9 protein-coding genes are annotated in these 11,451 nt (G+C 55.8%); 3 read left to right on the top strand and 6 right to left on the bottom strand.

Annotated elements, in window-relative coordinates; translation table 11 throughout:
• Window positions 1-3: 3 nt before the first annotated feature.
• The 4 genes from JTM80_RS08110 to JTM80_RS08095 all read right to left on the bottom strand — a co-directional run bounded on the left by JTM80_RS08110 (window position 4) and on the right by JTM80_RS08095 (window position 2,480).
• A complete protein-coding gene (locus JTM80_RS08110) occupies window positions 4-1,023 on the bottom strand; it encodes a cell division protein FtsQ/DivIB (protein WP_205370946.1) in 1,020 nt (339 codons plus the stop codon).
• A 400-nt stretch (window positions 1,024-1,423) separates the two neighbouring features.
• Window positions 1,424-1,843, bottom strand: a complete 420-nt coding sequence (locus JTM80_RS08105) for a hypothetical protein (RefSeq protein ID WP_205370944.1) — start codon at window positions 1,841-1,843, stop codon at window positions 1,424-1,426.
• Window positions 1,840-1,917, bottom strand: a complete 78-nt coding sequence (locus JTM80_RS23580) for a pentapeptide repeat-containing protein (RefSeq protein ID WP_225906845.1) — start codon at window positions 1,915-1,917, stop codon at window positions 1,840-1,842. Before JTM80_RS23580 ends, JTM80_RS08105 begins: the two co-directional genes overlap by 4 nt.
• Before the next feature lie 53 nt (window positions 1,918-1,970).
• Complete coding sequence (locus JTM80_RS08095) at window positions 1,971-2,480, bottom strand: hypothetical protein (RefSeq protein ID WP_205370942.1); 510 nt, start codon at window positions 2,478-2,480, stop codon at window positions 1,971-1,973.
• A gap of 403 nt (window positions 2,481-2,883) precedes the next feature.
• On the opposite strand from JTM80_RS08095, the gene JTM80_RS08090 reads away from it, so the two are divergent.
• The gene (locus tag JTM80_RS08090) at window positions 2,884-3,900 is read left to right on the top strand and encodes a sulfate/molybdate ABC transporter ATP-binding protein (RefSeq protein ID WP_172358552.1); all 1,017 of its coding nucleotides are present in this window, start codon (window positions 2,884-2,886) and stop codon (window positions 3,898-3,900) included.
• 64 nt (window positions 3,901-3,964) lie between these two features.
• On the opposite strand, the gene JTM80_RS08085 is transcribed toward JTM80_RS08090, so the two are convergent.
• Window positions 3,965-4,384: a hypothetical protein gene (locus tag JTM80_RS08085; RefSeq protein ID WP_172358553.1), complete on the bottom strand. Its 420-nt coding sequence runs from the start codon at window positions 4,382-4,384 to the stop codon at window positions 3,965-3,967.
• A 369-nt stretch (window positions 4,385-4,753) separates the two neighbouring features.
• Between JTM80_RS08085 and JTM80_RS08080 the strand changes: the two genes are divergently transcribed.
• Entirely contained in the window at window positions 4,754-6,439 is a 1,686-nt protein-coding gene (locus JTM80_RS08080; RefSeq protein ID WP_205370940.1) for an ABC transporter substrate-binding protein, read from the top strand.
• Between the two features lie 95 nt (window positions 6,440-6,534).
• On the opposite strand, the gene JTM80_RS08075 is transcribed toward JTM80_RS08080, so the two are convergent.
• A complete protein-coding gene (locus JTM80_RS08075) occupies window positions 6,535-8,751 on the bottom strand; it encodes a PhoX family phosphatase (protein ID WP_172358554.1) in 2,217 nt (738 codons plus the stop codon).
• Between the two features lie 903 nt (window positions 8,752-9,654).
• Between JTM80_RS08075 and JTM80_RS08070 the strand changes: the two genes are divergently transcribed.
• Window positions 9,655-11,340 (top strand): AarF/ABC1/UbiB kinase family protein, encoded by a 1,686-nt coding sequence (locus JTM80_RS08070; RefSeq protein WP_172359117.1) that lies wholly within the window; start codon window positions 9,655-9,657, stop codon window positions 11,338-11,340.
• Window positions 11,341-11,451: the final 111 nt, after the last annotated feature.

Genomic DNA, 11,451 nt, shown 5'->3' with positions numbered 1-11,451 from the left:
ACTCTACCAGGCGGCGGGTGGGGCGATCGCCGGATCGGAAATTGCGTCAGGACTGGTCGGATCGGTCAAGCTCCCTGTCTCAGCGTTTGACCCAGCCCCAGTCTCTTGATCCCAGCCAGCCTCATCGTCGGGATTGGATGATGACGGACTAGGGAGGCGCATGTCTCGCGTTTGGATGAGGGGATTGTCGGGATTTTGCAGATCAATATAGACGACCTGGCTGAGATCGAGCTTGGTGGGCAGTTGTCGAAGCTGGTCGAGGGCGCGGAGTTGGGCCGGAAAGCGAGAACTGTAGCCGCCCAGGTGAACCGATCCCAGTTCGGTGGTGAGGATGAGGTTGGATGGGTTGCTCCAGTTGATTTCCTGAATGGCGATCGACCCTGGGGTCTGCTGCTGGTGCTGGCTCAGATCCCGGTAGAAGCTGGCCCATTCCAACTGCTGTTCAGCGCGAAAGCCGATGACCCGCAACGTAGGCAGCGTTAGCCCTGCCTCTAGCGCAGTGTATTCATCCATCGGCACGAGGAAACCTGTGGCATCCAGCAGCCCAGTAGTGGGCGAGGGGCTGGGTGCGTTCGCGGTGGAATCATGGGGGATCGCAGTCTCGTTTCCGGCGATAGGGGGAGCCAAGATGGCGATCGCCACGGGGTCACGCTCCTGCACAGCAAGCGTCAGGCTGGGCGGAAACAGGTGGCGCGTCACCGATGCCTGAGCAATAATGCCCTGGGACTCTAGCTGGCGGGCGATCGCCTCGGAGCCAAGCTGCCATAGCGCTTTGGGATAGTCAATCTCCAGCATCGACTTCACCGTATCATCCGACAGCAGCCGATTCCCTTCCACCTCTACCTGCTGGGGTGACGCGATAATCCAGGCAGGATGCCTCAGCAGCCACACCGCACCGCCCGCCATGCCCACCACCATCGACAGCCGCCAGATTCCCTGCAACGCCCGCCAGCGCCGCTGTTGCCGCAGCCGCCTGCGCCGATTGGCTAGCTCTGTCCGTGAGACTGAAACAATATCCGCCATGAATCTTGGTCGTGAACCCCTGCCACTTAATTCACTTAAACTTAATTCACTGAATTTGAGGCTTGCCAATGAAGACCGATTCCAGGCAAAGCCCCGCTGCTTGGGCGCATCCTAGTTATGCAAGTTTGCCCTCATCCCCCAACCCCTTCTCCCAAAGCGGGAGAAGGGGAGCCGGATTAGCAGTCCCTCTCCCGCTTTGGGAGAGGGATTTAGGGTGAGGCTTACAAAAGTGGGATACACCCCGCCGCTTTCCCTGGTATATCCTGTTTTTGCAAAATTGCCACAGGATCTCAAGACGAGATTAAGGCTTTATGGAGACTATTTTGAGCAGCACATTCGTCTCAGCGCATTTGCTTAAGAGAATGGGTCAGCGCTAGCCGGGGTAGGCGAGTGCGCTGGATTATTGCTCCAGCAGGGTTTGCTGATGGCGCTGGAGGAACCGTCCCCATTCCACGGCCAGGGATGCATCAGTAAAGGGAATGGCGACTGTGCCGTTGGGCAATTCCAGGGCGATCGCCAGGTTTCGTCCCGTTTCGGGGGGCGCATCCAGCGGCAGGGTCTTGTCATCAACTTGTAGGGCGATCGCCCTCACGTCGCTCAGCTTCACCGTTTGCAGCGCCACGGGGCCCCGGCGCGTCGGCTTGCCCCACACCAGTTCATCGCCCCGCTGCCCCAGGGCCGCCAGAATGTCATACTTTGCTCGCTCAAACTGAGCCGCCCACTGGCGGTAGGCTTCCAGTTTTTGATACTCATTCCAGCCAGCCCACGCCAGCCAGCAAAACACCGCCAGCAGCGGCAGCCACAGCAATCCTCTTGTCATGGGTTGGTTTGAGAAAATGCCGAAAACGTCGCCCCAGAAAACGTCGCTCCAGAAAACGTCGCCCCAGAAAACATAGCCCCAGAAAACATAGCCCCAGACTAAATCGTGGGGCGATCGCCCTTGGACGCTATCGGGGCAAATCGGGACAGATAAACTCGTCCTCCAGCGCACTCAGCGTCACCTCCTGCGTGTCTCCACTGCGAACCAGGGTTTGCCGCAGCCTCAAGGTCGTGTCCGTCAGTTCCAAGATTTCGGCAGTTAGGGCGACCTGTCCATTCTCGCTCACCCGCAGCACATTCGGCGCGTCTTTATCAATCGTCCAGCCCGACAGGGCATAGGTTTCGACACAGGAGGTCTGCAAAAAGGTGCCGTTTGCCAGAAATACATAGATGCTGCCTAGTGCAGGTTCTGACGGGGCTTGCGTCATCCGCCACACCCGACTAAACAAAACTGTCAGATCCTGCCCTGATGCGGCAGCGGTCGTCAGGCTAGAGTCCGATGAAGCGGCAGGTTGCCCCTCCGCAGCGGCCACTTCGGGCGCACGGGCTGTATTCGTTGGATCAGCCCCACCTGAGCAACTTGCCAACCCTACCAACAGCGCGGCAGATGCAATTCCCCCCAAAGGAATCTGTCGCAAAATCCTTTTCAGTCCGTTCATTTTTAATCCGTTCATTTTTAATCCGTTCATTCGATTCTCCCCAAAATTTTTTCAGGCTTTCCCTAGACGGTTTTCCATCGAGAAAAGTTCATAAAGTTCATATAGTCTACCGAACCGTTGCGCTGGGATCGCACCCTAAAATCGTTGCAGTCTTTCGGGGAGTGCTGTAATCTACAGAAAGTACATCTGAAAACCGGACTTTCATCCGTCTTTCATTCGTTATTGGGTGTTGAGTTGAGGAGTGTTGAGTTGAGCATTGAGTTACGTTCACCGAAGCACCGTTTAGGGTGATATTCTGACGAGTTATGGGGCGATCGCCCAGCGTCCTTAACCTACCACCCGGCTGCACTCCGCTTCACCAGTTCTTGGGGATTTCTGAACAATGGGGATTGTTGTTGAAAACGTATCAAAGCGCTTTGGCAGCTTTTGCGCGGTCGATCAGGTCAGCTTGGAGATCAAGACGGGATCGCTGGTGGCGCTGCTGGGGCCGTCGGGGTCTGGGAAGTCCACGCTGCTGCGGCTGATTTCAGGATTGGAAATGCCCGATACGGGGCGCATCTTGCTAACGGGCAAAGATGCTACCTATGCCAGCGTGCAGGACCGCAACATTGGCTTTGTGTTTCAGCACTACGCTCTGTTCAAGCACATGACGGTGCGGAAGAATATTGCCTTTGGGCTAGAACTCCAAAAAGTCCCCAAAGACAAGGTGAAAAAGCGGGTTGAGGAACTGCTGGATCTGGTGCAGTTAAACGGGCTGGGCGATCGCTACCCATCTCAGCTTTCAGGCGGACAGCGGCAGCGCGTCGCCCTGGCCCGGGCCCTAGCGGTGGAACCCAAGGTGCTATTACTTGATGAGCCTTTTGGGGCACTGGATGCCAAGGTGCGGAAAGACCTGCGGGCTTGGCTGCGGCGGCTCCACGACGAGGTTCACGTCACTACGGTCTTCGTCACGCACGACCAGGAAGAGGCGATGGAAGTCTCTGATGAAATCGTGGTCATGAATCAGGGACGGGTAGAGCAGATGGGCACGCCTGCGGAAATCTACGACCATCCCGCCAGCGCCTTTGTAATGAGCTTTATCGGCCCGGTGAACGTGCTGCCCAGCACCTCCCACATTTTTCAGGGCAACGGCTTCGATTCACCCCATCCAGAAGTGTTTCTGCGACCGCAGGACGTGATGGTGGAGGTGCAGCCCAATGGCACGACGGTTCCCGCCCGCGTTAGCCGGATCATTCATCTGGGCTGGGAGATTCAGGCAGAACTGACGCTGGACGACGGGCAAGTGCTGACGGCCCACCTAACGCGCGATCGCTTCGATGAGCTACAGCTTCAGCCCAACCAGCGCGTCTACGTCAAACCCAAGGATGCCAAGGCATTTCCCTTGTATTACTCGATTTAGCCTGGGGTCTAAACCTTTACGTTCACGGGAGATCGGCGGAACGTTCGCCCTGAACCCAGGGGTACTAAAGCTGAAACTGAAACCCGGCCTCCGTTAGCACAGGCGGCAAGGTCAGCGGCTGGTCGGAGCGAAGACCAGAAAAACCCTGGGTGAACTGGGCAGCATTCTGCCAGACTGCCGGACTCGTTTTGGGAGGACTGGCCAAACTTACACGATCTGAGAACAGCGTAGGGCGCTGACTCAGGTATAGCGGAAACGATAAGGAAACATCGCCATGCGGGTTGGTCGGCATCGATGATGTAGCCGATGACAGAGCCTCGGTTGTGCGATCGCCCGTCATGCCTATCACCATCGCATCTGCCCAACCCGCCACCACCTGCGAAACGGAGCAGGGCTGGGGATGAGCATTGACCGCCGTGATCGTATACCCTGCCACCGAAAACAGCAGGAAAGCCTTCGCCAAAGCCAAATCCGCCTCAGTCATACCTTCAGACTCCTGTTAAACCCCGTCTAAATTTTGGTCTAAAACTCTGTGAATCTACGGAGTATCCTCAGCAAAGCATAAGTGCCAGAAATCCGCAATATTACTGAGACAGGGTTTATTTTTGCTTGATGAAACGAGGCAAAGACGGGCAAAACCAGATCGTTGGCAGAGCGTGGATCGAAGGGGCGATCGCCCTGCCCTCAAATCCACCCTCCAAATTCACCCTCAAATTCATCCTCAAACTCTGACTGCTGCGCCAAGAAGGCAGGTGGTGTATTACAGTTTTAATGCGATCGGCTTTAATGCGATTGGCGGCTCGCTAAGCGGGCTTGCTGAAAGAGTAGAGAGATTTAGGACGCAATGGGACGCATGATGAAGGGATTGGTAAAACGGGGTCGCGGGCAATGGACAATGCCAGAGCGGGGCAGGATGCGAATCGCCCAATTTGCCGCACTATTTTGTCTGTGCGTGGCGCTCATTGTCGGCTGCGGTGGCTCGCAGACGGGCAACGCACCCGCTCCCGACGCAACAGGGACGACGGGTTCTACGTCCGGTGGCCGCATCGCAATGGGCACAACGCAAAAGATCGAAACCCTCGATCCCGCCGATGCCTACACGATTTTCGGCGGCATTTTGCTGTATAACCTGGGCGATCGCCTCTACACCTACGAACCAGGCACCACCGACATCGTGCCCCAGCTTGCTACCGAAATGCCCACCGTCAGCGAAGACGGGCTAACCTACGTAATCCCCCTGCGCCAAGGCGTAAAGCTGCACGACGGCACCGACTTCAACGCCGAAGTGATGAAATTTTCCATCGATCGCTTCATGCAAAATGGCGGCGGCCCGTCTTTCCTGTTGTCCGATCAAGTCGAGTCTGTCACTGCCAGCGGCGACTACGAACTCACCATCAAGCTCAAGTCGCCTTTTGCCGCCTTTCCCGCCCTGCTCACATTCTGGGGTGTCACGCCCGTCTCCCCCAGCAGCTATGAAATTGGAGAAGGCAAATTCAAGCCCGATAGCTTCATCGGCAGCGGCCCCTACAAAGTGGCCTCGCTCACGCCCGACTCCATCAAGCTGGACGTAAACCCCGATTACTGGGGCGAAAAGCCCGCCAACGACGGCATCGACATCCAGATCTACGCCAGCCCTGCTAACCTCTACAACACCTTCCGCACCAAAGGGCTGGATGTCGCCTATCAAACGCTTGATCCTGAACAAATTACCAGCCTCAAGCGGGAAACCAGCAGCGGCGGCTGGGAAGTGATCGAAGCGGGCACGACCGTCGTTAACTACATGACGCTGAATCAGAAGGTGGAGCCGACCAATAATCTGAACGTGCGGAAGGCGATCGCTGCCATGATTGATCGGAACCTGATCAACGAGCGCGTCTTTCAAGGTCAGTCCGCCCCGCTTTACACCATCATTCCCCCTGCCTTTGAAGATTCTGTCCCCGTATTCAAAGAGGCCTACGGCGACGGCAACTTCGACAAAGCCCGCGAGTTCCTCACCGCCGCTGGCTATTCCGAGGCAAATCCGCTGAACTTCGAGGTCTGGTATCCCTCTGCCTCTACCATCCGCGCCAACGTTGCCAACACCATGAAGCAGTCCATCGAGCGCGGTCTGCCAGGCCTCGTCACCGTCACCGTCAACAGCGCCGAACGCGCTACCTTATCCCAGGGCGTGGACAACGGGCTATACCAAACAGTGCTGCTGAACTGGTATCCCGACTTCTTTGATCCCGACAACTTTGTACATCCGTTCCTAAGTTGCGACCAGGGTTCTCCCGAAACCCTCTGCCAGCGAGGGGCTAGCCAGGGCAATGGATCTTTCTATTACAGCCCCAAGGCCAACGAACTTGTGACCAAGCAACGGGCTGAGCAAGACCCTGCTGCCCGCGCCAAGATGTTCAAAGACCTGCAAACCCTGCTGGTCGAAGATGTGCCCTACATTCCCCTGTGGCAGAACAAGGACTACATCTTCGTGCAAAATACAGTCAAAGGCGCGGCCATTCAGCCCACCCAGCAGTTCTTCTTCTGGCAAATGAGTAAGTAAGCGCTGAGCATAAAAACACCCCCCACCTCAACAGAGTCTCAACAAAGTCAAGGTGAGGGGGCGTTCTGATCACTCAAGCCAACTCAGAACCTAACCTATACGAGCGGTGCGTCACTGATGCGACGGATTGCAATCACACTGGGCTTGGGCGGATCGTTGGGCTGTTTTCCCGGCCAATTGGAACCGATGGGCACTTCGCGAGTTTGCTCAAACTCCTTACCATCGGTGGTTCGCATTGCAAACCTGCGAGTCTCAGACTTCATTTGCTTACGAACCCCTCCAATTTCTCCAGGGTGCTGAACCGACAGGAAGAAGCTCTTCATATCCGAGGTTACGAAGGGCCCGGTCATTTCACACTCCACTGGGCCGTAAGCAAACATATAGGCTTCCCCAACGTTTGCTCCCGACATGGGGAAGTACCAAACCGAGTTGTTGCCGTATAGACCCCGCAGGTCAGACTGGCTCACTTTGGAACCATCGGACTTGATGCGGCTGGCAACCTCTTTGTTGTGTTTGTCGGTGGACATGTCCGTGACCATCCACAGATTGCCCTTCGCATCGAACTCCAGGTTGTCGGGGTTGGCGAAGCCAAATCCACCGTCAGCGGGTTCTCCACCCAGGGCCATCACATCCCACTTGAACGTCATCGAAGCAGTGTTGTTGCCGTCTTCCATTAGCTTAACGATCCAGCCGTACTCCCACTGAGATTCCCCAGCGGGTGCCTTGAAGACAAACTTGTTGGGGCTGCCATCGCTACCGCTGGGTGAACCAGAGGTGAAGGCGATAAACAACGTGCCGTCGGCGGCCAAATCTGTATCTTCGGGACGAGCGGTGCAGGTGGCTCCAGCAGCATTGGCAGCATAGTGTGCGTCAATCAGGATTGCACCCTGCTTTTCCTCGGCATTTCCAACGTATAAGTCGCCCAGCGTTTTAAACCGGGACTTGTAAGCGGCGATCGCCCCATCATCGGTCACCTTGCTAAATCCACCATCAGGACGATTCGGCAGGTTAATCATGCCACCCACATGGACGCTGGGCAGTTCGGGATCAACGGGCGTATCTGCCTTCAGCGCAATCCAGCGGCCAGTGCCATCGGGGTTAAACTTAGCGGCATAGAGCATCCCGTTTTCCATCAGGCGCGAGTTGGACTTGCTCTTGGGATCACGCACGGTGCCGTCACTTACAAACTTGTAGAGATGTCCACCCCGGCGATCGCAGCCCGAGTAAACCGCCAGCTTTTGTCCTGCAACAGCCCGGATGCCAAAGCCCTCATGGCGATAGCGACCCAACCAAGTGTGCTTGGTGCCATAGTCGTTGGGGTTAGACGGGTCTACTTCAACTGCCCAACCATATTTGTTGCCGGCTAGTCCAAACACATTGCCTGTGCCGTCTACGCCCTCGCTATTGACAATGAAAGCCTTCTTGCCAGGGTCAAAAGAAGTGCCATCCGCGAAGACGGCCTCAGGCACGAAGTCCTGAATGTTTTCTTCGCCGCTAAATACCGTACCCCAGGGAGTGGTTCCACCGGAGCAGTTGTTAAACGTGCCGATCACCTTGTCGCCCAGAGTATCCACATAGCCCTGTCCGCTGCGCTTCCGGAAAATGGCTACAGCGGGGCCAGTCGTCTTCAGGTAGCGACCATCTTTTAGACCAGACACGCCCGTGATGCGGCGATCATTGCGAGAGTTGGTGCGAACCCACTTGCCACTAGCATCTCGCCGTACCGAAAGAACCGACATGCCCAGGTCAATCATGGCCTCTTCGCAGTACTGAGCAATAGTTGCCTTTAGGGGTTCGCCATCTGGCAGCGCGAAGGCGTTAATGCCAGCATCCCCGGCGGATGCCAGAGCCGCTTGAATTTCTGCAACGGGCAGAGGCTTGCCAATAACCTGCTGGAAGGTTTCGTTCCAGGGCACAGAGCTAATGTACTCGTGGTTGACTACCAAAAAGCCTTCGCCCGGTGCCGTCTCGATCAGCGAAATGTAGTCGTTGTTGTAACCAAAGCGAGAATCGCCTACGCGATCGCCCCAGGCAGCTACCACGTCATAGGTATAGCCAGGAGGCAGCACCACGTCATCTTTCACAGCGAAGGTGCTGTATTGGGAGATCTGGTTCGTCAGCGAAACGCCGTCCGTTTCGACAGGCATAGGCCCCTTGACCGGGGTAAAGGGGAGCGTTGCAGTCTGCGCTGAGGCGGGCGTACCTTCCAGCGCGGGAGACAGCTTTTGCCCATTTTGCACCAAGGGTTGCAGCGCCAGAGAGCCAGCACTTGCACCCATAAACATCAGAAAGTGTCTGCGTTTGAGACTCATATTTCAGTAGTGTTCTCTCAAAAAGTGCGTTGGATCGTCAGAGTTGTTTGTATGCTCAGCCTCGCCTGCTCCATCGCGCCCCTTCTAAGACAAGTTAGAACCGTCAAACTAGAGCCATCGAGTCAAGTCCAGCTAGTCAGAAATCAATCAGAAATTCAGTATGAGCTTGGGACACAAGCGAACCAGACTAGGGCGCGTTGGATGAGGAGAAACTGAGGAAATAACTGACATAGCTTAAAAATCTACAGAGTTTGGATTAAGAGTCTGTAATGCCTTCGTTAAGGCTTTGGATCAAATGCCTTTGAAAAATCTAGAGATTTAGCCCGGTGCTGGCTTGCCCTAGGCGGGTTAGGGTTTGGTTAAGAGCTTTGCCAGGATGCATAGAGGGCGATCGCCCTTAGCCTGAACTGTACCAAGAAGGGCGATCGCCCCCTCCCAGGGTTGATCCCACGCCTCGCAAATTCATTAAGAAGTATGTACTCTGTTTGAAATTCTTTACACTTGAGCCGCAAGGCTTAACATTCACTTAACGCAGCGTGAAGTGCTGAGAATAGCAGGTTTCAGAATTACAAATCGATAACATCTATTTAATGTATTGGAATAAAATATTCAGAAAGTTTACTGAGATGGGCGATCGCCATTTCATTCGATGTAGTTTCTTATACGATGGTAAATAGAGCAGCCTTAGATGCTCTATCGGGAATCCTAATCCCGAACCATCTCAAACCCGCCCAGACCTGCCTGAGTGCTACCGTTGGGAAGTTGGGGTTTTCCACTTCCCCCTGCGACCTCACACCCAAACCCTGTTGCTGGCAGGCAATGGCAGGTTTTGAGTCGCACTCCTTTGGTTTGAGAGGATACGCAAGCGTGAGTCAGCTTTCTCGTCAGCCTTCTCTGGGTCAGATGCGGCGCTACGACCCAGAGGCGATCGCCCAACATTACCGCACTCGCCCCTGGCAGTCCCTTTGGCGTGCTGTTTCCATCGTCTGGATGTTTGCCGGGTTTCTTCTGGGTCTGCAAATAGACCAGTGGCGTGGACAGGCTGGGGATCATCAACCCCGCCGTGCCGCCCAGCTTCGCCACATTTTGACCCGCCTCGGCCCCACCTTTATCAAAGTTGGACAGGCCCTCTCGACTCGCCCTGACCTGATCCGCAAAGACTTCCTGGATGAACTGGTCAAGCTGCAAGACAAGCTGCCGCCGTTTTCCAACGACATCGCCTTTAGCATCATTGAGTCTGAGCTAGAGCGCCCGGTTTCCGAGCTGTATCAAGAGATCTCGTCAGAACCTGTCGCCGCCGCCAGCCTCGGTCAGGTTTACAAGGCCAAACTTTATACAGGCGAAACCGTTGCAGTAAAAGTGCAGCGCCCCCGCCTGATGCCCGTAATCACGCTGGATCTGTACCTGATGCGCTGGGCCGCCAGCTGGATGGAGCCGTTTCTGCCGCTGAATCTGGGGCACGATCTGACGCTGATTGTGGATGAATTTGGGACAAAGCTGTTTGAGGAAATCGACTACCTCAACGAAGGGCGCAACGCCGAAGCCTTTGCCGCCAATTTTCAGGACGATCCTACGGTCAAAGTGCCCTCAATTTACTGGCGTTATAGCAGCCCGCATGTGCTGACGCTGGAGTGGATCGACGGCTGCAAGCTCAACGACGAGGCGGGGCTATGCGCCATGAGCCTTGACCCCGACGCTGTAATCAAAATCGGGGTTACGTCGGGTCTGCGCCAATTGCTGGAGTTTGGCTTTTTCCATGCCGACCCCCACCCCGGCAACCTGTTTGCCATGGCCGATGGGCGGATGGCTTATATCGACTTTGGCATGATGGATCAGCTGGATCAGTCCACTAAGGAAACGCTGGTGGATTCCGTGGTGCATCTGATCAACGAAGACTATGCAGAGATGGCGCGGGACTTTGTAAAGCTGGGGTTCCTCACGCCTGATACTGACATCCGCCCGATTATTCCGGCGCTGCAAGCGGTGTTTCAAAACGCCGTCGGCGCGAGCGTGGGCAACTTTAACTTTAGAACCGTCACCGACGAGTTTTCGGCGCTGATGTACGAGTATCCGTTCCGGCTACCTGCCAAGTTTGCGCTGATTATCCGATCGCTGATTACCCAAGAAGGGCTGGCTCTCAGCCTCAATCCCGATTTCAAGATTGTGGAAGTGGCCTATCCCTACGTGGCACAGCGTTTGCTGAAGGGAGAAACGCCTGCCCTGCGCCGCCGCCTGCTCGAAGTTCTGTTCAAAGACGGCAAGCTGAACTGGAAGCGGCTGGAAAACCTGATTGCGATCGCCCGCAGTGACAACAACTTTGACCTGCTGCCCACCGCCCAACTGGGTCTGCAATACCTCATGTCGGACGAGGGCGCGTTTCTCCGCCGCGAAATCATCCTTGCCCTCACAGAAGACGATCGCCTCCACACCGACGACGTACAGCGCCTCTGGGAACTGGTAAAACATGACTTCCAGCCGGGTCGCTTGGTCAGCGCCGCTTGGGGGGCGATCGCCAGAGAAACGAGCGATCGCGCTGCGGCCCTGCTGCCTTCCGTCGCCACGCTGCTGGTGCCTCGCCCAGAAGAGTAGACCCTGGAACAACAGACTTCAATCAGCCTGGCTGAAGGGTGAACTTGGACGAAGTATCAAAAAGTTTGCGTCTGATTCCAGCGGCTTTGGTTCGCTTGTATTATGCTGGGG

This window comes from Thermoleptolyngbya sp. PKUAC-SCTB121, from assembly GCF_016919485.1.
Lineage (GTDB): Bacteria > Cyanobacteriota > Cyanobacteriia > Elainellales > Elainellaceae > Thermoleptolyngbya > Thermoleptolyngbya sichuanensis.
Note: the sequence above shows the minus strand (reverse complement) of the source record. Positions and strands in the feature narration are given on the sequence as shown.

Excerpts from the sequence above, each read along its gene's own strand:
- JTM80_RS08110 (WP_205370946.1), bottom strand. The coding sequence starts at position 1,023 with ATGGCGGATATTGTTTCAGTCTCACGGACAGAGCTAGCCAATCGGCGC.
- JTM80_RS08105 (WP_205370944.1), bottom strand. The coding sequence starts at position 1,843 with ATGACAAGAGGATTGCTGTGGCTGCCGCTGCTGGCGGTGTTTTGCTGG.
- JTM80_RS23580 (WP_225906845.1), bottom strand. The coding sequence starts at position 1,917 with ATGTTTTCTGGGGCGACGTTTTCTGGAGCGACGTTTTCTGGGGCGACG.
- JTM80_RS08090 (WP_172358552.1), top strand. The coding sequence starts at position 2,884 with ATGGGGATTGTTGTTGAAAACGTATCAAAGCGCTTTGGCAGCTTTTGC.
- JTM80_RS08085 (WP_172358553.1), bottom strand. The coding sequence starts at position 4,384 with ATGACTGAGGCGGATTTGGCTTTGGCGAAGGCTTTCCTGCTGTTTTCG.
- JTM80_RS08080 (WP_205370940.1), top strand. The coding sequence starts at position 4,754 with ATGATGAAGGGATTGGTAAAACGGGGTCGCGGGCAATGGACAATGCCA.
- JTM80_RS08075 (WP_172358554.1), bottom strand. The coding sequence starts at position 8,751 with ATGAGTCTCAAACGCAGACACTTTCTGATGTTTATGGGTGCAAGTGCT.
- JTM80_RS08070 (WP_172359117.1), top strand. The coding sequence starts at position 9,655 with ATGCGGCGCTACGACCCAGAGGCGATCGCCCAACATTACCGCACTCGC.